The sequence below is a fragment of the Rhizobium zaerense genome, from assembly GCF_051810725.1.
Classification (GTDB): Bacteria; Pseudomonadota; Alphaproteobacteria; order Rhizobiales; family Rhizobiaceae; genus Rhizobium; species Rhizobium leguminosarum_I.
The window spans coordinates 359,042-379,962 of sequence record NZ_JBPWQY020000004.1 but is presented as its reverse complement, the minus strand read 5'-3'; the positions used below and the strand labels follow the sequence as shown (position 1 = coordinate 379,962).

The 20,921-nt window shown below is 59.4% G+C and carries 12 protein-coding genes and 3 pseudogenes; 4 read left to right on the top strand and 11 right to left on the bottom strand.

The window, feature by feature from the left end; all coding sequences use genetic code 11:
- Positions 1 to 89: 89 nt before the first annotated feature.
- The 7 genes and pseudogenes from ACS4RR_RS29695 to ACS4RR_RS29665 all read right to left on the bottom strand — a co-directional run bounded on the left by ACS4RR_RS29695 (position 90) and on the right by ACS4RR_RS29665 (position 9,189).
- On the bottom strand, positions 90 to 1,580 hold the full coding sequence (locus ACS4RR_RS29695) for an alpha-amylase family protein (RefSeq protein WP_260111333.1): 1,491 nt from the start codon (positions 1,578 to 1,580) through the stop codon (positions 90 to 92).
- Positions 1,577 to 4,336, bottom strand: coding sequence for an MGH1-like glycoside hydrolase domain-containing protein (locus ACS4RR_RS29690; protein ID WP_456190522.1), 2,760 nt, complete (start codon positions 4,334 to 4,336; stop codon positions 1,577 to 1,579). Before ACS4RR_RS29690 ends, ACS4RR_RS29695 begins: the two co-directional genes overlap by 4 nt.
- Positions 4,337 to 4,438: 102 nt before the next feature.
- The gene (locus ACS4RR_RS29685; protein ID WP_260111335.1) at positions 4,439 to 4,648 is read right to left on the bottom strand and encodes a hypothetical protein; all 210 of its coding nucleotides are present in this window, start codon (positions 4,646 to 4,648) and stop codon (positions 4,439 to 4,441) included.
- Positions 4,645 to 5,901, bottom strand: coding sequence for a DUF2092 domain-containing protein (locus tag ACS4RR_RS29680; RefSeq protein ID WP_456190521.1), 1,257 nt, complete (start codon positions 5,899 to 5,901; stop codon positions 4,645 to 4,647). The genes ACS4RR_RS29685 and ACS4RR_RS29680 overlap by 4 nt, the downstream gene beginning before the upstream one ends.
- 639 nt (positions 5,902 to 6,540) lie before the next feature.
- Positions 6,541 to 7,647: pseudogene (locus tag ACS4RR_RS29675) on the bottom strand (glucoamylase family protein); the annotation flags it as partial.
- Positions 7,648 to 7,765: 118 nt separating this feature from the next.
- Entirely contained in the window at positions 7,766 to 8,698 is a 933-nt protein-coding gene (locus ACS4RR_RS29670) for an L-lactate dehydrogenase (RefSeq protein WP_260111338.1), read from the bottom strand.
- Between the two features lie 371 nt (positions 8,699 to 9,069).
- On the bottom strand, positions 9,070 to 9,189 hold the full coding sequence (locus ACS4RR_RS29665) for a DUF2934 domain-containing protein (RefSeq protein WP_407768558.1): 120 nt from the start codon (positions 9,187 to 9,189) through the stop codon (positions 9,070 to 9,072).
- A gap of 483 nt (positions 9,190 to 9,672) precedes the next feature.
- Here ACS4RR_RS29665 and ACS4RR_RS29660 point away from each other — a divergent pair.
- The 3 genes and pseudogenes from ACS4RR_RS29660 to ACS4RR_RS29650 all read left to right on the top strand — a co-directional run bounded on the left by ACS4RR_RS29660 (position 9,673) and on the right by ACS4RR_RS29650 (position 16,042).
- Positions 9,673 to 10,437 (top strand): annotated as a pseudogene (locus ACS4RR_RS29660) (protein-L-isoaspartate O-methyltransferase family protein).
- 3,169 nt (positions 10,438 to 13,606) lie between these two features.
- On the top strand, positions 13,607 to 14,686 hold the full coding sequence (locus ACS4RR_RS29655; RefSeq protein ID WP_260111339.1) for a YihY/virulence factor BrkB family protein: 1,080 nt from the start codon (positions 13,607 to 13,609) through the stop codon (positions 14,684 to 14,686).
- Between the two features lie 72 nt (positions 14,687 to 14,758).
- On the top strand, positions 14,759 to 16,042 hold the full coding sequence (locus ACS4RR_RS29650) for a cystathionine gamma-synthase family protein (RefSeq protein ID WP_260059619.1): 1,284 nt from the start codon (positions 14,759 to 14,761) through the stop codon (positions 16,040 to 16,042).
- 65 nt (positions 16,043 to 16,107) lie between these two features.
- Here the strand turns inward: ACS4RR_RS29650 and ACS4RR_RS29645 are convergent.
- Both ACS4RR_RS29645 and ACS4RR_RS29640 read right to left on the bottom strand, forming a co-directional pair.
- Positions 16,108 to 16,522, bottom strand: a pseudogene (locus ACS4RR_RS29645) (cupin domain-containing protein).
- A 43-nt stretch (positions 16,523 to 16,565) separates the two neighbouring features.
- Entirely contained in the window at positions 16,566 to 17,330 is a 765-nt protein-coding gene (locus ACS4RR_RS29640; RefSeq protein WP_260111340.1) for an SDR family oxidoreductase, read from the bottom strand.
- A gap of 398 nt (positions 17,331 to 17,728) precedes the next feature.
- Between ACS4RR_RS29640 and ACS4RR_RS29635 the strand changes: the two genes are divergently transcribed.
- Positions 17,729 to 18,187, top strand: a complete 459-nt coding sequence (locus tag ACS4RR_RS29635) for a carboxymuconolactone decarboxylase family protein (protein ID WP_170281015.1) — start codon at positions 17,729 to 17,731, stop codon at positions 18,185 to 18,187.
- Positions 18,188 to 18,207: 20 nt separating this feature from the next.
- Here the strand turns inward: ACS4RR_RS29635 and ACS4RR_RS29630 are convergent, their stop codons facing one another.
- Both ACS4RR_RS29630 and ACS4RR_RS29625 read right to left on the bottom strand, forming a co-directional pair.
- Positions 18,208 to 19,413 carry a thiolase family protein gene (locus ACS4RR_RS29630; RefSeq protein ID WP_260111341.1) on the bottom strand — a complete coding sequence of 402 codons (1,206 nt, stop codon included), beginning with the start codon at positions 19,411 to 19,413 and terminating at the stop codon, positions 18,208 to 18,210.
- Entirely contained in the window at positions 19,391 to 20,920 is a 1,530-nt protein-coding gene (locus ACS4RR_RS29625; protein WP_260111342.1) for a class I adenylate-forming enzyme family protein, read from the bottom strand. Before ACS4RR_RS29625 ends, ACS4RR_RS29630 begins: the two co-directional genes overlap by 23 nt.
- Between the last annotated feature and the right edge of the window lies 1 nt (position 20,921).

Below are 20,921 nucleotides of genomic sequence, written 5' to 3'. Positions count from 1 at the left end.
GTGTCAAACTCGCCAGCCGCCAGCCAGCCTCTCTTCGAAATCGTTCTGTACTTCAGCGAGATACTCAGCGAGGCTCGAGTGGGGTGGGGTTATCGTGCACGTAGCTCGAATAAACTAGATTTCCACGGCCGCAGATCAACATGCAATCCAACGTCCCTTATCTCGCTCCCGTTTCGGTCGTAGCAGTCTTCCGATAGTAGGTCGTTGAGGCGCCACTCTTTTCCTCGGAGTTCGTCCCACGGCAGATGGACAAGCGCCTGGGAGGCCGTTTCACTGAAGTTGATGACGATCAGGCAGCGTTCGTCGCTCTTGGCCCAACACCAGGAGAGAATGTTCCTGCAGCTCTGGTTGTCCGACCAGCCGCTCCGCTCGCACAGGCGCCATTCCCCATCCTTGAAGACATCGCCATGGATCGTCGTCAAGAGGCGTGCATAGAAGGCCGAGAGATCGCAATCGACCGACGCCACTGGGCGGCGGCCAAGGAAGACCGGAAGTCTCGTGGTTGCCCCCTCGAACTGTCCCTCGTGCAGCAGTTTCGCCCCAGTGAGCGTGAGCATTGCGACCGCCGCAGCGCGCGCCTTTTCAAGAGGAAAAGCGGCGGCGGCTCTGGGTTCATCGTGGTTCTCTATGAACCTGACCATTTTTTCCTGGTAGGCGGAATCCGCCAGAAGGTGCTGGCGCACGCTCTCGGCATCTCCATGTTCCATGCGGTCGTAGAGTTTCTTGTCGTAGCAATAGTCAAAGCCCTGTTGCTGCAGTTCCCACTCCAGGTCCCAGTAGGCCTCGGCGATGAACTTGAACTCAGGGTACCTTGATTTGATCGTTGGTATAATCGTCGACCAGTAATCGTCGCCCGGCTTTGCTCCGGCGCGGTCACCCCACGTGCGTTCGAAGATGGTGTTTAACACGAGCATCGCCATGTCGCAGCGGACACCCTCGCACTGCCCTGCGATCTCCGCGATTGTTTCAATTACGGTCTCCCGCAACGCTGGTGAAAAGGTGTTGAGCTGAAGAACATCGGGCCAAGCCGGAAAAAACGGATCCCGGCCGCGGGCGAACACCTTGCTTCCCTCCGTGACAAAGGAGGCCGGATCGTTTCTCGCGTCGTCATCGCTTCCCTGTACGAAATATCCAGGCTGAACGCGGACCCATGGATGGTCCGGCGCCACGTGGTTTGGCACGAAATCGAGGATCAGGCGCAGCCCGCGCTGATGAAGCATGGATCGGGCGACGGCGAGTCCCTGCGGCCCACCGAGGTGGTCATCAACGACATAGCGGCGCACGCAGTACGGGGAGCCGACGTTATCCTCCGGCGTAAAGTCAGGCAGGACACTCCTGAAGTCTTCAAGAAGCCCTTCGTTTTGCATGGAGATTTCGATCCCAGCGGGACTGCGCTCCCAGACGCCCATCAGCCAAACGGCGTCAAGGCCAAAGGATGCGATCCGATCCCACTCGTCGGCCGGCACCGAAGAAAGGTTCACGAGCCTCTGGTATTTCCGGCTCACTTCGCCAAGCCAGACCCAGGTATTTATCTCGTAAATGACAGGGTGTTTGGGCCATGTGCTCATCGTTTCCGTCATTTCGAATTTTGAGTGAACGCTGCCTGCTTGCCAACTTCCAACGCCTTTTGCGGATCCAGAAGACCGTAGAGCTGAATGGTCTTTGCGATGAGTCCGGTCCAGCCGGTCTGGTGGCTCGCGCCAAGCCCTGCACCGTTGTCTCCGTGGAAGTACTCGTAGAACAGAACGAGATCGCGCCAGTGTGGGTCGGTCTGGAACTTTTCGGTGCCTCCATAAACAGCGCGCCTGCCATGCTCGTCGCGCAAAAAGATGCGGCTGAGCCGATCGGCGATTTCCTTGGACACCTCGAAGAGGTTCATCAACTTTCCTGATCCCGTGGGACATTCGATCTTGAAGTTATCGCCATAGTATAGGTAGAAATTTTGCAATGCCCGAATGATGAGCACATTCACCGGCATCCACACCGGCCCGCGCCAGTTCGAATTGCCGCCGAACATCCCGGTGTTCGATTCACTTGGCAGATAGTCCACTCGATATTCCTGACCTTGCACTTGGAAGACATACGGATCCCGCTCATGGACCTTGGAGAGCGAGCGGATGCCGTAGCTGCTCAGGAACTCGTTTTCGTCAAGCATTCTCGAGAGAATTCGGCGAAGCCGCTCCGAGTTGACCAGTGCAAACATCCCTCGGTCAGACACGCCATAATGACTAGGTCCTGTCACATGAATGTTTTGCTGCAACTCGGGCATGCGGCGCATGCGTTGAGCCAACTGTTCCATCGCCCGCGGAATGCGCTCGCGCTGCCACGGCTCCATGACCGTCGCCGCACACAGGGGCAATAGCCCTACCATCGAGCGCACTTTGAGCCGCGTGCCGCTGCCATCAGGGAGCCGCAAAAGGTCGTAGTAGAAGCCGTCCTCTTCGTCCCACATGCCGCCCTTATCCGGCTGGTTCATCGCCCCTGCGATATAGTAGAAGTGTTCCGCAAACTTCACGACCATATCCTCATAGGTGGGGTCGTGGACCGCGAGCTCCACCGCCAGCTCCATCATATTCTGACTGAAAAGAGCCATCCAGGCCGTGCCGTCGGCCTGCTCGAGATGGCCGCCAGTAGGCAACGGAGCGCTGCGGTCGAAGATGCCGATGTTGTCCAGACCGAGGAAGCCGCCCTCGAAGACATTCTTTCCAAACCGATCCTTGCGGTTGACCCACCAGGTGAAGTTCAGCACGAGCTTGCTGAATGCCTCTCTGAGGAACTGGACGTCCGTCTCACCGCGCAGAGCTTGCTCGGTGCGGTGCAGGAACAATGTCGCAAAAGCGTGGACCGGGGGGTTCACGTCGCCGAAGTTCCATTCATACGCGGGCATCTGGCCGTTCGGGTGCAAGTAAACGCCGCGTAGCATCAGTTTCAACTGGTCCTTGGCGAAATCGGGATCGACGATTGCGATCGGGAGCGTGTGGAAGGCCAAATCCCAAGCCGCATACCAAGGATACTCCCATTTGTCGGGCATCGAGATGACGTCTTCATTGAGCATGTGGAACCAATCCGAGTTGCGAGTGTGGCGATATCCGGCATGCAGCGGATTGGAATGGTGCTCGTCCAGCCAGTTGTCACCGTCGAAGAAATAGAACTGCTTGCTCCACAGCATGCCGGCAATGGCCTGACGCATCACGTTAGCCGCGTCCGGAGAGACGGATGACGGGGTCAGCGAGCTATAGAATTCGTCCGCCTCCTGCAGCCTCTCGGCCAGAGTCTGGTCAAACTCCTTGCCAAAGCCATATAGGGCAGTCCTGGCTTGCGCAGTCTTTGCAGCGCTCAGACGCAGCCGCACGGTCGCCGATTGGCCGGGAGCTATCGTCATGCGATAGTGCGCCGCGACTTTAGTACCCTGTCTTTCAGGGTTTACTGCGTTCAGATCGCCCTGGACCACGAAATTGTTGATGCCGTCCTTGACATAAAGGCTCTCGTTCCTTTGACCAGGAAAAAGCCTCTCGGCGTTTGTCTCATTTTCAGTGAAGAGCAGCGGCACGTCGCCTTCGCAAGATAGAAGGAACGCACCTCCCACCGAATCGGTTGCGGCTACCGTGCTCTGACCCGCCGCCGCCTCAATCTGCCGCAGGTTTGGTTTCCGGGCGGCTCTGCTCGTTTCGGCAATCCAGCTCGCCCAATCGTTCCGAAACCACAGCGTTGGCAAGAGATGTAGTTCGGCCGCGTCCGGTCCACGATTGAAAGCAGTAATCTTTACAAGAATGTCTTCCGGAGCAGCTTTGGCATATTCCACGAAGACGTCGAAGTAACGATCATCATCAAATACACCGGTATCAAGCAGTTCGTACTCGAATTCGTTTCGAGAGCGCCGTCCATTTGTCTCCACGAGATCTGCATACGGGAAAATCGCCTGCGGGTATTTGTACAGGTACTTCATATACGAATGCGTCGGTGTGCTGTCGATGTAGAAGTAATACTCTTTCACATCTTCGCCGTGGTTGCCCTCGTTATTGGTCAACCCAAAGAGCCGCTCCTTGAGGATTGGGTCTTTTCCGTTCCAGAGAGCCAGCGCAAAGCACAGGTTCTGTTTGTCGTTCGATATGCCGGCGATGCCATCCTCTCCCCAACGGTACGCACGCGAACGGGCGTGATCGTGAGTGAAGAAATTCCAGGCATCCCCTGTCTCGCTATAATCCTCGCGGACGGTGCCCCATTGTCGCTCGCTGAGATAGGGACCCCATTTCTTCCAGTTTATGCCGCGATCCCGCGCCTCAGCGAGGCGCTTCGTTTCAGCGCCGGTTCGAGCAGATGCTAGCTTCTTATCCAACTGACCCCTCCATCTTCATGACAGCGCACCGACGAGTCGCCGCCGCTTAGGTCCCGCAGCGAACGCGGCATTCTGCAGGGCGGGCCAATTCATGGGCCCTGGCTAGCAATTATAGGCACCAGCGGCACAGCGCCGAGTCGTTCGTCGGGCGACGCCCGCCACGCTGACCGGCGTCAGCGGTCGACCGACTACGGCGACGGCATCAGAAACGAAGCGGGGCATCGGAACAATTGACTGATCCCCCACCAAATCACCGACCAGCAAAGCCGCCGAAGCGAGACAGATGATTCCCATGCGTCTCAAAAGGGTCATTTTTTATCTCCTCTTACGAAGTTCCCCGGCAAATCACCCACATTACTCTGGATGTCCTTGATGTTGACTTTTTCGGCGTTTGTCGGGTTCTTGAAGCCAAAATCACCCGGCATGAGCTCATCCCCCGACTTCCAATCCCGGACTTGGACGCTGTATTCCGGTCCACCCTTGACCGTCGTCGAACTAATGACCAAGCGGCACGGGTAAGGTTGAGCTCCTTGGGCGACCCAGATCTGGAAATCTACCTCGTCCTTGCGAAAGGCGAGAGAATCGCACTCAGCACCATTAATGACGCCGCTTCCCAGATCTTTCGAATCGTAGACACCCTGCATCAGCTCGTCATATGAATTGGTCATCAACAAGTCGGCGGCAGGCAACGGCAATCCATACTTGTCCTTTAGCTCGTCTATCAGATGGTCGACCGTGCCAGGAATATCGACTTGCGTATACTTGTTGAGGTTCTTTCCCAAAAGGGTGAGCGTTTTTCCGTCGAACAGCGCCTCGGTCTCGACAAAACCACCGGAACGTGTGGTGTGCACCTTGTCAGGCCGGCTGAGGATCACAGTCCCTGAACTTGCCAGCCCAAGTTTTTGCTCACTGTTGGTGACAACCTGGAGATTGGCATCGTATGCGAAGGATATGGTCTTCTGGGCTGCCAGATAGTCGGACATGCCCTTGAGCAGCTTCTTGGCTTCAGCCGAGTCGGTGAGCCTCACGAGCTCAACTCGGCGGTTGAGAGCCTTTCCTTCGGCTGTCTCATTGCTGGCGATTGGCCGCGTCTGCCCCGCGCCTGCCGCTAGTAACCTGTCAGTATTGACCCCCCGTTCAACCAGCGCCGCCTTGATGGCGTTGGCCCGCTCAAGTGAAAGACGTTCATTGGTTTCTGCATTGCCGCTTGCGTCGGTATGGCCGACGATTCTCAGGCTCCAATCAGGGAAGTTCTTAAGTGCAGTCGCTATGTCATCGAGAAGCGTTTCAGCACCAGGTTGCAGTGTTGACTTGCCAACGCCGAAACGCAGGCCATAGACATCGTACTGATCCCTGGTCTGCAGCGCCTGCTGCATGGCTTCTTTACTGTAGTGCTTGGCCTCGTCTTCCTGGGACCAGGATGGGGTGTTTGCAGCGACTACGAAGGCAACTGTCAGGAAAATTTGTCGAGCAATTCCCCCATGCCCCGGGGTATTTTCGCTAAGTTTCCGTCGGGCCTTATTGTATTCTCTGCGATCGAGCATCTTAATATGTGTGCTAAACATCGGATAAATCCTTCTCACTGGTTTGTGAATATGATTACCGAATACTGTGTGCCTCAATTCCACACGTGCAGAACAAGCAAAGTAAAGTTGCCGCTGGCGTGCGGCCGAATCTATGGATCAGACTTTCAAGCCTGTGCCCGCATGGGTTGAGCCGCGCACGGTCTGGGCGGTCTCCCGTCATATCGCCGTTCCTGCGCGTAGACTAAGTTTAATGAGACAAAGACGACCAAAGCCGGTCGCGGTGAATTGAATGCATGCGTTTAGAAAAACGGGAGATTCGACGAATTTGGGATAGGATCAGGTAGCATTCTGCGCCCATGCAATAGTCCGCTCGGCCGGGACACCCACCTTCCGCACCGTCCCGATCCATAACCCTAATGCAGCAACCAGAGAATACATTAGAATTTGGTTAAATGCAACTTACATTGGGACCGAGACGACAGAGCCAGAGTCGGCCAGGTGCGTTCAGGGCACGGAGATCGAGACCGCCAGCTGCAGGTTCCCGCATGCCGCGGTGGCGCCCAGCGGTCGCCAGCGGCAATCATTTTGTCGGCGGTTGCGTTCTGAGGCAAAATGATGCATCGGAGTTGTGGCCTCCCCTGCAACGAGGCGACGGTGATGGGGATGACGAGCGGTCACTTAAAGCCAGCCTGAAGAGAATCCTGCGCGTCGTAATCCGGTTACAATGGGCCTGCAACGGCGCATGATGCTCCAGAGCAATCCGGTCCGATAATTTTCGATCATCAGGACGACGGGTCCTTGATCAATGCCGAAGTGATGCGGGCTTACCCACCAGCCGGTCGGGCTATTTTCCACGACATATGTTTGATTGAACGACGGCTTGAAACCGTAAAGCCGCGTCATGCCGAGGTTCATTCGCGCAAAGTTGCGAACAGTCGGCACAACGATTTCCGGCGCGAACGGCAGCGAGGCGACGGCGACCCATGGTGCGATCGTGCCGTCGTCAGGCCCGAAGGGAGCCCCGCGGGCGATATAGTCGAAGTACTCCCGATCGACCCCTTCTGTCGTCCGCTTGCCCCAGCCAGGCCCGTCGCACGCTGTAAACCCCCAACAATGTTCGCCATACCCTGCAAAGTTCATCGGGTTGCGGATTGCATATTCCTGCTGGACATATGTCGCATGCCGGGTGTTTTCGAAATAATCGGTGTCATGCTCGCGCATGAACGCATCGCGTATGCCTCGAAAATCTATCCACATATGTGACAGCTGGTGGGTGAAGAGCGGTCCCGAATATAGCAGTTCCCGGCCGTAGATATTCCTCCATTCGTAGCTCTCGGTGTAGGCGGCGTAAGATTCGGGCGGCAGCGGGTGAGTTGGGGATCCGAGACCAATGATGTAGAGAAGCAGGCCTTCATCATAGCCGCGCCATCGATAGGGGATGAAGCCGCTCTCCGGACGCCAGCCATGCGTCAAGGTTGCGCCGCCGTCGCGGGCCCAATTCCAATCGGCCCGCTCGTAAAGCGCCGTTGCGAGCCCGCGGATTTCCGCCTCATCGGCCGTATCCCGATCAAAGTAGGTGGCAACGGTCAAGGCGCCCGCAAACAGGAAAGCGGAGTCGATTGTCGACAGCTCGCATTGCCAAACTCGGCGGCCCGTTTCGATATCCAGAAAATGATAGAAGAAGCCCTTGTAACCTGATGAATCCGGCTCAGGTCCCTGCGGGCATGCCATCAGGTATCTCAGGCGGCTGCGGGTGATCTTTGCCGCAAATTCGCGGATGAGGACGCGCAAGTTCCCTATGGCAATCGTCATGAACCACGGCGTTGTGCAAGTCTCAGTGCAACCAGGCCCTAAACCTGTTCCGAGAGATGGACAACCAGTCCTTCCGGCCCATCCTTCGATTTCAGAGCGTCGTCGCCTCGAACAACCCCCTAAGCAGAGAAGCGCTTCGTTGAAGTGCACTGCGTTCCTGCGTGTCGAGCTCAGGGAGCAGCTCGGCGGCAATGCCTTCGCGGCTCACGACACGCGGGACTGACAAGGCGACATCTCGCACGCCCTCGACAAGCGCGGTGACGCTCGAAACCGAAAACACGGCCCGCTCATCCTGTCTTATCGCCCCGACGATCCGCGCGAGACCTGCTCCAATACCGTAGTAGGTAGAACCCTTGCCCTTGATGATTGTGTAGGCAGCGTTGCGGGTCTCGCTGTCAATTGTAGCCCGTACTGTTTCGGTGATGGGCGCGCCTACCTGTTCGCCGAAAAGCGCAATCGAAACCGTGCCGACCCTGGCGCCGGACCAGGCCAGCACCTGACTATCGCCGTGCTCGCCGAGCACGTAGGCGTGAATGGAGCGCGGCGACACGCGCAGGTGAGCCCCGAGCAGGCTGCGAAACCGCGCAGTGTCAAGGATTGTACCCGAGCCGATCACCCGGTGGGCGGGCAATCCCGAATAAACCGAGGCGATCTGGGTCATTATGTCGACCGGGTTGGACGCGATGAGCAGAATTGAATTGGGGCAGACGCGCATGATCTCGCCGACGACAGTCCGGAAGACAGCAGCGTTGCGGTTCAGCAGGTCGGTCCGTGTCTCGCCGGATCGCTGCGCGACTCCTGCGGCGATGATGACTACGCCGGCATCTTGCAGGCGGTCATAGTCTCCATGGACGATCGAGGTTCCGGAGGCAAATGGCATCGCGTGCGCGATATCAAGGGCGTGTGCCTCGGCGAGAGCTGAATGAAGATCAACCAGCACAACCTCGCTCGCCACGCCTCGCAAGCCGAGAGCGTACGCGGCCGCACTACCCACCATTCCGGTTCCGACAATACCGACTTTCATCCTGCATCCCACGCTTGATCGAGATCAAACGCCTATTTTAGCTGATCCATCGCTCTGACCCCAGCCATTTATAGCGGGGGTCTAACCCAAGCTTGCGGGGCTCCGCTCAACGTTCCGCCACGACGCGGCGATGGCCGTTCGCGGGCGGAATTTCAACATCGCTACCGCGAGAGTCACCTGCCTCGACATGCTTTGGCAGCAATACTCCGCCTGCGTGCTCGAACGACTGCCCAAGTTGTCTAAGCATTGTTACAGAGCTATTTTTGTAGTAGGCAAGCTTGTGGCTCGGATACTACGTCGGAGTTTTTGCGATCGATTTCGTCCCATTGCTCCTGCGACGTCTCACCGTCGTTGTCGCCGGCCAATTCATCTCAGGCTCGTTGCCAATGTCGCAGATCCGCTCCCTCCGGGTGCCCCTCGCTCTCGCATATTTCGTGAGCTCGCCTTCGGATCTGGTCGTACTTGTTATCCGCTATAACGCTTTCCTCCAAAGCACAGATGAGTTTGTCTCAGGAAGATGTAGAGGCAATTGCGGTCGCGTCGATACCACTCCGTCATCGCACAGATCGCATGCTGAACCAGGTGGCTTAAGGCAACTCCCACCGTGAAGCCCTTAGGTGAAAATTGGGCGCTGAATTTTTAGCTTAACGGTTTGATTGAAATCTGAAGCTGAAAGCCGCAAACACTTTTTTGATGCGCGGCGACACGGGGGCGACGTCAAATTTTGGCAGCCCGTTGCATATTAACCTGATGAGGAAACGGCGTATTTTCCCATAACGGAAGCTATTTGCCGCTTACCTTCCGTCACGACTTCCCATCCTCCATTGAACAAACATCGGGATAGAGATGATTTGGAACCGCAAAATGCAAAAGAGGAACAGGTCAAAGCGATGCTTGGAGATTTGCCCATGCCGACTGCGATGTTGACGGCCGACGAACTGGCGGTGATCCGCCGCGCTTACGCCCATTAGGTGATGGCAACCGCCGCAACCAACAACCCGCGGATCGAAGCGGCGGCGGATATCGCCCCTCCCCTCCTCCGACTTGGTTCTGGATTATCAGGACGTGTTGTTCGCCCTGCAATCCGATAAGGGTGTCAACAATGGCAGCCCCTCGCTGCATGCCCGACTACTGACAGCGCCAGACATAAACCGGCGATCATATCGCCCATATCGGTGGGCACCGGCTCCACCGGCTATTACAGCGCAATTCTTTCTGAACTTGCCGGAGCTTCCGGTCATGTCCATGCCATCGAGCTGGATCCCGATCTCGCTGCCCACGCTCAAACAGCACTTGCCGATCGGGCCAATGTCAGCGTCATTAACGCCAACGGCAGCCATGGCCGCAACAAGAGGTGGATGCGACTATGTGAATTTCGCCGTCGCGCGGCCCGCGGAATCTTGGATCGAAAGACTGCGGCCGGGGAGCGCCTCGTGCTACCGCTCGGCGTACCGCCCTAGGACCGACCGTCAAGAGGTGGCCGGCATGCCTTCCATGGTGCTGCACTTTGCATCGAGCGCCGCTGGGGTGGATTTGCGGCGCGTTGGATCGGTGCGGCCTGTTTCGTCTGCGCCAATGGTGGGTTCTCAGTCGACGACAATGAGATGGAGGCACCGACAGCCGCATTCAGGCGCGGCGGCATCGAGTTCGTCAAAAGTCTGCTCTGGAAGACGGAGCCGCAGGTAGAGCGCAGCTGGTATATCGGCGACCAATGGGGGTTCTGTTATGACGACGTATGAACCATCTGGGCGGAACTCGGCGGCCTGATCTCCGCGAGGAACAAGAGTGATGTGGATGCAGCTCACCAAAGAGCTCGAGGTTGTCGACGCAGCAATGCCCTTCGATCGACGCGGTCATCTCGCCTCGCTTCTGACCGACGGTACCATTACCATATCAAGCATTTGATGCGGGAGAACACACGGTAGCGCGCCCGAAGCCGGCTCGGAACCGAACCAATTTCAGGCTCCGCGCAAGCTCGCCCTCAGCTCCCTGCCTTCTCCGGCGCCGAGGAACCTACAGCTGGGATTGTCGGCCTTCATCTTTGATGATCGGACCAAGCGCCAGGATTCGAGTGACGGCGACGCCGGAGGAGGTTGAGACGGCATTGATCACCTACGGCTGGCTCACATTTTGGTCTGCATGCGTGGGATACGGTGCGCCAGCAGCAGATCTGATGGTTCCGAGACACTGACGCGAGCTGACCGACGCATTTGACGCCCCTCCTCGATGAGGCCATTCAGATCTGTGCCAAAGATCAGCAAGCCGCCGCGGCCACTCCGGGGAGTGCCTTAGCCAAGGCTCGCCAGCGACCCATGGAACATGCCTCACTGCCTTGCTGCTGAAGCTGCGGCCGCGGCACAAATCGGCGATACAGACAACCTGCCCCACCCCGGACGCCAGATGCCTGGACTTCTTACCGGGAGCTGATTGGCGCGCACAGGAAATGAGGCTTCTCCGCCCGTCCGGGGCCTTGCCAGAATGACAAAAGCCCGGCGCGGGAGAGGTGCGCCGCGCTTCGATAGTGACCGACAGCCTGGGAGGAGGAGTGCTGTCCGTCGGGCCGAAGCGGCTTGGAGGTGATAAGGCTTCGGTGTGTCACGAGGTCGTACCGCAATGCGGCAAATCCAAGCCTGGGGGGCGGCCTGGATATCGCAGACGAGCACCCATGCAGATGAAGCCCTCTCCCGCACAGGATTGAGGCCGACCGCTGGGTTGTCCGCGGACAACTCGCGAACGATGTCCGGAATGGCGGATCTGCCCACAACGGTGTCATTTATGTGCGCGATAGGAAGCCTGCTGCGGGAGCGCCAAGAGCTGAACAAGAAAGCGGGTTACGGCAATTGATATCGGGGGTACACCTTGGAACCCGGGCTCCGCATCCATCCGGCTCGTTTATCTCCACCCGAATGGCTTTCACGCTGGAAGAGGTATCGTACAAAGGCGATCGCCAACTGGCCGAACTTGCCAGCGACGGCGACAACGAGAATCATCCTTCCGAAGACATGCGGCTGCTGCGGCCAGCGCTCCACCCTCCGCTGCATCATCCAGGTTCCAGCCTTGGCCGGCCGCAAACCTCATGGGGACGGGCCATACGACCCAGGTGGGGGGGGCTTATCTGTGGAAGCGGCGAAACTGGCGGGTTGACGGATGCGGTGCCGTGACGTGCCGCCTCTCTACCCTCTGCCGAGGCGCCCTGCACGGGTGGCCACCGGCTCCCGACCAACCCAGTCGGCCAGACCAGCAGAGCCACCAGATTTGTCGAAGCGGCGCGTCGCCCTTAGTCAAGGAGCCTTTCGTCGAGCGGCGCGACCTTCGATTGCCGGCCGAGGGCCTGCAAGAACGGCAAGGACGGTGACGCTGGGGCCGAGCGCATATTTCTTTGACCATTAAAGCGATGGCGCCTACATCACGGTAATTCTTCAACTGTTAGGCACTCCGCTCCTCCTCAATCTCCGAGCAGCCTTCGGCACCGAGCACCAGTCGTTGCTCTTGGAGCCGGAAACGCGACGCCTGCTCGGCGTGCGGTGTAAAGCGACTTTCGATGACGTCAGACGGAGCCGTTCGTGCGAAGGCCATGACCCTGCAAACCAATTGCTGCGAAACCCAGTCCATGCACCAACGACCGAGTGCTGCCAAGTTGGCATCCGGTTGTCCGCGGACAACCGGATCGTCAGGACGCTCGGCTTTCGGTTCGTCGATTCGCCGCGGAAGCGTGAAGGGCTCCACCTGCCATCAAGCCGGCGCCTGCGGATTCGTCGGCCGCGTTGTGGCCGCCTCGCCGCCATCCGGACCCTTATACGGCTGAGCGGAGGAATCTCGCGGAAGGAGAGGGGCACCATCGATCGCGGCAAAATCGGCTGCTTGAGTCCGTCGGACCCACCAGCCGATCGCGGATGGGCAGCCGCCGACATAGACTAAGTCGATCAGCGTGCACCGACTATCATCGACATGCTTGCGGCAGCATGCCAAGCATATGCGGGGACGACAGCGTCACGTCTTCTCTGTCGCGACCTCAGCGCCAAGACGTCCTGCCTGATGGGCGGCATCCCCCTTCGATGTAGTTGCTTGATGGCGTGCGGACCCTCGCTGTCAGCCACTTCAACTGCGTTCGACGCAGGGCGAGTTGCCAGAAGCTGTTTCAGCAAATGCGATGCCGGAGAAGCGCTTGCAGTGACGGTCGGGGAGGGGCCGTCACCGCAAAGTAGCGCAACGCCACGAACTGACCTGCGTTCGCCTCGGCGCGCTCACCTCCGACTCTTCGCGCTCAGCTCGCCGACACTTGGCCACTTGATCAATGCAGAGCGCGCCGCTTACTACGGAGACAATATCAAGCAACCACAGAAGCCATCGAGATCGCGCTGCAGGCGAGCATTCTTTGAGTGTCTCCGACGCCTGCCACGGTGGACACGAAGCGAAAACCGTCGGCCCGCACCCACGGATCGGTCTTTGCGCGATGATACCGTAAGCGGGTATTGCACGCCGTTGTCACCGGCGCTATTGTTTTGCGGACCGATGCAGAGAGCATCGCTGCAGATGCCGGTCGCCGATAGGCACCGGAATATCGGATGGCAGCAAAGGGAATTCAGATCCAAGCGGCGCTTCGGATATTGACTGCGCACCGAGTTCCGTCTCGCGGGGCCAAAACTGTCATATCCGGCAGATTTTGCAAAAGAGCGCTGGCAAGGCAGTAAGGGAACTGAAGCCGGTGTTTGCTTCCGCAGATTGAAATACTGTATGTGAAATCAATGGTTTGCTATCTTCGAAACTACTTCACCTCGCCTCCTCTAGGCGCTACTCAGCGCAGAGTCGGGGCTACGCTGCCGCATCAAATGTCCGCAGGAAAGCAATGGGCCTGCATCCTTTAGCGGCACGCCGCGTTATCTCCGCACTAGATCGGAGACCATCCACATGCGTGATGTGCTTCAACGTAGGAGATTCTCCGCCGCGGCTGCAATGATGGCCGCAGCGGTTGGCGCGCTTGTCTACATGCAGGCAATCGAGCGCAGGTCGACCGACCCGTCTGCGAAACCTGGCCACGCAGTTGACGATCATGGCCGCAGCGCCAGCACGCCCGAGGCTATCCCTTTCAGCGGCCTTCGCGACGTATTCTGGCGCGTTTTCCATGAAATTCTAGATGACAGGGTCACTCTCATCGCGGCGGGCGTGACCTTCTATCTCTTGCTGGCGATATTTCCTGCCCTCGCGGCCCTGGTCTCTCTTTATGGGCTGGTTGCCGATCCCGCTACCATATCCGAACACCTTCGCGAACTGGCCGTCCTCATGCCACCTGGCGCATTCGATCTTCTTGCCGATCAGATCAAGGCGCTCGTGGAACGGCGCGACAGCACACTCGGCATCGCCTTTTTCGTAGGCCTCGCGATCGCGCTATGGAGCACGCATAATGGAACGCTGGCGATATTCGACGCCATGAACGTGGCCTATGAGGAAAAGGAGAAACGAAGCCTCGTGCGACTGAATCTGACGGGTCTCTGCTTCACCCTATGTTCAATGGCTTTTGCGGTCGTCATGGTGGCCCTCGTTGGCGTAATGCCAGTCGTGCTCTCCTATCTTTGGCTCGATCAATTCAAGGAGCACCTGGCTCTTCTTCTTAGGTGGCCGCTGCTCCTGCTCGTGGTTGCGGTGGCCGTCACACGGGTCTACCGCTTTGGTCCAAGCCGGGAGCCTGCAAAAGCCCGGTGGATGACGTGGGGCGCGGCTTTGACTACTGTTGGCTGGGCCCTCATGTCGCTCGGCTTTTCCTTCTATCTGAATCATTTCGCCAATTACAACGCGACATACGGCACCCTTGGAGCGCTGATCGGCTTCCTCATGTGGATGTGGTTGTCCGTTGTCATTCTCATCATTGGGGCAGAGCTGAACAGCGAACTCGAACATCAGACCGCCAGGGACACGACGACGGGGACACCGCTGCCAATGGGAGCGCGAGGCGCCTATGTCGCGGACACTTTGGGCGAGACCAGGAACTGACCGCGAAGATTGCTCCTCTCCTACAGTTTTGATGTATTCTGATATTTCGCCAGTCCGACACAGGAGATGATGATGACCGCCCCGCATCCTTCCAAAACCCATATCGGCAATCATGCCCTGCATCCCGAAACACAGATGCTGAATTATGGCTACGATCCGGAACTCTCGGAAGGAGCGGTCAAGCCGCCGGTGTTCCTCACCTCCACCTTCGTGTTCAAGACGGCCGAGGATGGCCGCGATTTCTTCGATTATGTGTCGGGCCGTCGCGAGCCTCCCGAGGGGAAGGGGGCCGGCCTCGTCTATTCGCGCTTCAACCATCCAAACAGCGAGATCGTCGAAGACAGGCTCGCCGTGTACGAGCGGACGGAAAGCGGCGTGCTGTTTTCATCCGGCATGGCGGCGATCACCACCACTCTACTCGCCTTCGTCCGGCCCGGCGATGCGATCCTGCATTCTCAGCCGCTCTACGGGGGAACGGAAACATTGCTGGCGAAGACCTTCCTGAACCTCGGCGCCGCCGCGGTCGGGTTTGCCGACGGCGTCAGCGAAGGATCGGTGCAAAAGGCGGCAGAAGAGGCGATGGCCAAGGGCCGCGTCTCCGTCATCCTGATCGAGACGCCTGCCAATCCGACCAACAGTTTGGTCGATGTCGCGATGATCCGGCGCGTGGCCGACATGATCGGTGCAAGACAGGGCCATATGCCGATCATCGTCTGCGACAATACCCTACTCGGACCGGTCTTCCAGCGGCCGATCGAGCACGGCGCCGATATATCGCTCTATTCGCTGACGAAATATGTCGGCGGTCATTCCGACCTGATCGCCGGCGCCGTCCTTGGTCGCAAGGCGGTCATCAAGCAGATCAAGGCCCTGCGCGGCGCGATCGGCACCCAGCTTGATCCGCATTCCTGCTGGATGCTCGGCCGTTCGCTGGAAACGCTGCAGCTGCGCATGGAACGGGCAAACAGCAACGCGCGGGCCGTCGCAGATTTTCTGCGTGATCACCCGAAGGTCGAGAAGGTTCACTACCTGTCCTACCACGATCCGGAATCGCCGGCCGGGCGGACCTTCATCGCTCAATGCACCGGCGCCGGTTCGACCTTCTCTTTCGACATCCGCGGTGGTCAGCCAGCCTCGTTCAAATTCCTGAACGCGCTGCAGATCTTCAAGCTCGCGGTCAGTCTCGGCGGCACGGAATCGCTTGCGAGCCATCCGGCCACCATGACGCATTCCGGCGTGCCCGCCGACGTCCGCCAGCGCATCGGCGTTCTGGAATCGACGATCCGTCTTTCGATCGGCATCGAGCATCCGGACGATCTGATCGCCGACCTGGAGCTGGCGCTGCAGGCGGCCTGACGCCGATCGCAGCGCTGTCATTGATATCGATGCCCGGCGACCCAGGCATCGGTGCGTTCATGACCTCATTTGTCGTCGGTCGTCAGTTCCGTCTCGTCAGTATTCAGTACGAAGACAGCAAGAAGGCGCGCCGGCTTTGTCTTGCTGGCGTTTTTGCTGACGCTGTGATGATCGCCGGGAAATTCGGGAAAGCTTTCGCCGGCCTTGTAAACCTTCTCTGGCCCGTCATTCACCTTGCTGGTGATCGCACCTTCGAGAACGGTGGCATAGATGAAGGCCGAAGCCGGGTGCGTATGGCCGGGCGAGGAACCGCCCGGCGCGTATTCGACGAGCACCGCCCCGCATGCTCTTGCCGGGAACATTCGGAAGCTTCTGGTCGAAAACGACGCTTACCTTCGCGTCGCCGCCTGCGGCGTGAGCCTGAGTGCCGGCGGCAAGGACAATGGCGAGCGCCGCCGCCGAGATCATTTTTCTGAGCATGTCTGGTCTCCTGCGTTGATGGGAATGGGTCGGGCGCCCGATATCAGGCGCTCTTCTTCTGAGGCGGCTGCCGGCTCAGCCAATCGTCGAAGCGGATCTTGCCGAGCCGCGCCTTAGCGCCGGTCACGAGCGAATTATCCTCGAGCTCCACGCCGAAGTAGCGGGCGTGCGGATCCGCCATCACCTGCCGCGGATCGTTCGTCGCCTTGAAGAGACGCGTCACGATTTCGGTGAGGCGGACTTTCTCCGGCCCGCCGATCTCGATCGTGCCGTTCACAGGCGTGCCGAGCGCCACCTCGGCCATGACGTCGGCGACGTCGTCCGAGGCGATCGGCTGCACATAGGCCGGCGACAGATGTACGGTCTGGCCAACGGTACCCGACTGGGCGATGCCAGCCATGAATTCATGGAACTGGGTGGAGCGCACGATGGTATAGGGTATCCCGGAGCTCTTGATCAGCTCCTCCTGGGCCATCTTGGCGCGCATGTAGCCGCTGCCCTGCAGCCGCTCCATGCCGACGATCGACAGCGCGATGTGATGCTTGACGCCGGCGGCAGCCCCCGCCTTGAGCAGATTGCGGCCCGACGTCTGGAAGAATTCCAGAACGGCCTTGTCCTCGAACGAGGGAGAGTTCGCGAGATCGAGGACCACCTGCGCCCCGGCGAGCGCATCCGCCACGCCCTTGCCAGTGATCGTGTCCACACCCGAGTTCGGCGAAGCCGCCAATACCTCGTGCCCCTTTTTGCGCAATCTTTCCACGGTCTTTGAGCCGATGAGGCCAGTGCCACCGATAACGACGATTTTCACGGGTAGTCTCCTTTGTCCTTTACGAGGTGTTTCCTCTGTTGACTTGCCTTTGTTGACTTGAAAGCGAGGAGGCAACTGCTCGGCATGCCCCCGCCTCCTCGAGAGCGAAGCGACTTCATCGGGACCGTCGCCGGTGCGACCGATGTAAACCGATGGGCAGGAGGATGCGCCAGATCGCGGCCCCAAACTATTCTTCCTCGGTCGCTGTCAGCCTATGCGAACGTAGTAGGCCAGCTGGCTCTGCGGTCGAGGCAGTCGGCCGAATTGGCGGAACATCACATCGACAGGTATTGGCCAGATGTACCGTCGGGGCAGATGGCCGACCCGGAAGGCAAGGCGTATCCACTGGCCTGCAAGCCGAGGCTTGCGTCATCAATCCTCTCACGATGGAGATAAGAATGATCAAGCGTCTGAACTTCATGGCCCATAAGAACAGCGGCATCGACGGCCTCGTGGCCGTTGAAGGCTGGATTGCCAAAAGCTTCGATCCGAAGTTGCTCGAACTCGTCAAAGTGCGCGTTTCCCAGATGAATGGATGTGCGCATTGCCTGCACATGCACCGCCAGGACGCACTGAAGCTCGGCGAAACGGATGACCGGCTGCTGCTTCTGAACGCGTGGCGGGAGTCGCAGCTCTTCACCGCCCGGGAGCGGGCCGCACTCGCCTGGGCCGAGGCTCTCACTGAGATTGCGAAAGGCCATGCGCCGGATGATGTCTATGAAGAAGCGCACGCCAACTTCTCGGATGACGAGTTGGTGGCGCTTTCGATCGGCATCGCGATGATCAACGCCTGGAACAGGCTGGCGATTGGCTTTCGGCTACAGCATCCGGCCGATCACAAGCGCGCCGCCGCCTGACGGTCTGCGCCTTCGGCGGATCAGGAAAGCTGGGTAGCCTCGAACATGGCTGTCAGCCCGATGCCTCCGCCGATGCCGATCATCGCCAGGGCAGTCGCACCGGGCGCCCAGCCATCCCCGGTGTTGCGGATCAGCTGGCTGTACAGGCGGGTAACGAGGATTGCGCCGGAGGCCCCGAAAGGATGGCCCAAGGCAATGGCTCCACCGTTCCTGTTGATCGTGTCGGCAGGAATATCGAGCTGATCCAGCGATGCCAGAACCTGGGCCGCGAAGGCCTCGTTGAATTCGATGGCATCGATGGCGGAGAGCGAGAGCCCGGGCTGACGCTGCAGCAGCTTCCTGGTCGAGGCGACCGGGCCGATGCCGAGCAGGTTGGGGTCAACGCCGGCAGCGGCGCTGTCGATGAAGGCAAGGCCCTTTTCGATGCCCATGCTTCTCGCCATGCCGCGGCTCATAACGAGCACCAGGCAGGCGCCGTCGTTCAGCGGGCAGGCATTGCCGGCTGTTACCGAACCATCGGCCAGGAAGACCGGCCGGAGGTTTGCGAGCGCCTGGAGGGATGTAGCCGCACGTGGGCACTCGTCCCGTTCGATCAAACCGTGGCTGGCGGAAATGTCGACGATCTCGGGCCGAAAGATGCCCGCCTCGGCCGCCGTTACGGCGAGCCGGTGGCTGCGAAAGGCGAATTCATCCTGTCTCTGACGCGATATGCCGAACTGCCTGGCGACGTTTTCGGCGGCAATTCCCATTTCCGGGTCACCGATCGCGTCGGGCGAAAACCGGGCGCGCCCGTAAAAGCGGGGCAGCGCCCCATTCGGCTTTGGTCTTTCGACGCGCCATGGCGCGGTGCTGACACTCTCGACGCCGCCGGCGAGAAAACATGCGCCGGCTTTCGCCTGGATCAGTCGGGCTGCCATGATGATCGCTTCCAGGCCCGAGCCGCATTGCCGATCGATGGTCACTCCCGGAACCGTCATGGGCAGACCTGCGGTGAGCGCTGCCAGCCGCGCGATGTTTCCGCCGCCGCCCGCCGCATTGCCCACCAGCACGTCGTCTATGGTGTTGGGTGCAACTCCCGTTTCGGACACGATCCGGCGGATGATCGGCGCCAGCAGGTCTTCTGCTGCGACGGTCGACAGCGATCCGAACGCCCGGCCGATCGGCGACCGATAGGCGGCAACCACGACCGGCTGCCAATCCCCGTCAGGCTGATAGGCGTACGACAAAATCGCCTCCCGAAACCACGGCCCGCTCCACTTGTCCCCTCGAGATCTTGCCGCTGCTTGTCATCGGCCAGGACCTTATATGGTAAAATCGCTTGGGGATCTTGTACCTGGCGAGCATCCGCGCGCAATGATCGGCCAGGATTTTCGGGTCCGTCATCTCTCCCGAGACGACAGCGACGATCCGTTGACCGAAATAGGCGTCCGGCAGCCCGAAGACAACGGCATCTTCTACGCCGGGGCAGGCTTTGAGCGCGCTCTCGACTTCGGCGGGATAAACGTTGTTGCCGCCTGATATCATCATGCCGCCCGCCCTGCCGATCACCCGCAGTATGCCATTGGCATCAAGTTCGCCGAGATCTCCGACCGTCGCTCCCGCTTCCGTGACCCGGAACGCCTGACCGTCGTCGCCCCAAAGATATCCATCCGCGATCAGGTCGCTGTCGACGAATATGGTTCCGGCCACATCGGTCCCGACGTCGTTTTCATCGGGGTCACGAATGGAAATTTTGACGCCGGGATAGGCTTGCCCCACCCGCTCGATCGGAAAATCGATCTCGCCGCCGACAAGGGTCGAGACGGTCATGAAACCGAGCTCGGATGCGCCGTAATATTCCCGGATACGGGCCTTCGGAAACAGGCGACGCATGGATTCGACCCCGTTCCTGTCAAGCTTTGCGCCGGCGGTCAGAACGTCGCGCAGGGACGTCAGAGCGGGTTCGCCTGCCCACGCCCTTGCAATGCCGGCTATATGTGTCGGCACGGCGACCAGCCGCTCGATGTGCCAGGAGGAGAGCGTGCTTGCGACCGCGAGGGGGTCCCATTCCCGGACTGAATGGAAGGTTGCCCCGGCATCAAGAGCTTCGACCAGTGCATAAAGCGCCAGGCCATGCGCGAGGACTCCCGGGCACATTGTCGACGGCGCGTCTTCGAGTTCGAAAACGCCGCGTCCCCGATCGAGGCTCCGGCGCCACTGTTCGCGCGAGCGATAATAGGCCTTCGGCTCGGCGGTGGTCCCTGACGTGAAGCCGATCAGAAAGGTCTTGTCGGCATCGACCGGCAGCTCGGCATTACCTTCCGTCGAGGCAAGGTCGAAGGCCTCCGCTCCGGCAGCGACAACGGGAATGCCGAGTCTTCGGGCAATTTCGGCGCTCGGCCCAGTATTGTCGTCGACGATCAGAACGTCAGGCGCCAGGCGCTCGATGATGCGTTCGATCCTTTCCACCGGCATCATCGGGTCGATGACCGCACAGGCATTCGGCAACGCGGTGGCCGCCGCAAAATACTGGGCAAAGCCGCTGTGATTGCCAAGGCTGAGAGCGGCAAGCTTCTCCACACCGGGCAGATCGAGCATGCGGCGGTTCGAGCGAGGGAGATCTTGGAGAAACCGATAGATTGCCTTGGCGCGCAAATAGAGCTCGCCGTAGCTGAGCGAGTGCCCGTCGATCACCAGCGCCGGTTTGTCCGGTGTCTCCCTTGCATGTCGAAGAAGCTGCGCATGGATCGGCATG

Excerpts from the sequence above, each read along its gene's own strand:
- ACS4RR_RS29695 (WP_260111333.1), bottom strand. The coding sequence starts at position 1,580 with ATGACGGAAACGATGAGCACATGGCCCAAACACCCTGTCATTTACGAG.
- ACS4RR_RS29685 (WP_260111335.1), bottom strand. The coding sequence starts at position 4,648 with ATGACCCTTTTGAGACGCATGGGAATCATCTGTCTCGCTTCGGCGGCT.
- ACS4RR_RS29680 (WP_456190521.1), bottom strand. The coding sequence starts at position 5,901 with ATGTTTAGCACACATATTAAGATGCTCGATCGCAGAGAATACAATAAG.
- ACS4RR_RS29670 (WP_260111338.1), bottom strand. The coding sequence starts at position 8,698 with ATGAAAGTCGGTATTGTCGGAACCGGAATGGTGGGTAGTGCGGCCGCG.
- ACS4RR_RS29655 (WP_260111339.1), top strand. The coding sequence starts at position 13,607 with ATGCGTGATGTGCTTCAACGTAGGAGATTCTCCGCCGCGGCTGCAATG.
- ACS4RR_RS29650 (WP_260059619.1), top strand. The coding sequence starts at position 14,759 with ATGACCGCCCCGCATCCTTCCAAAACCCATATCGGCAATCATGCCCTG.
- ACS4RR_RS29635 (WP_170281015.1), top strand. The coding sequence starts at position 17,729 with ATGATCAAGCGTCTGAACTTCATGGCCCATAAGAACAGCGGCATCGAC.
- ACS4RR_RS29625 (WP_260111342.1), bottom strand. The coding sequence starts at position 20,920 with ATGCCGATCCATGCGCAGCTTCTTCGACATGCAAGGGAGACACCGGAC.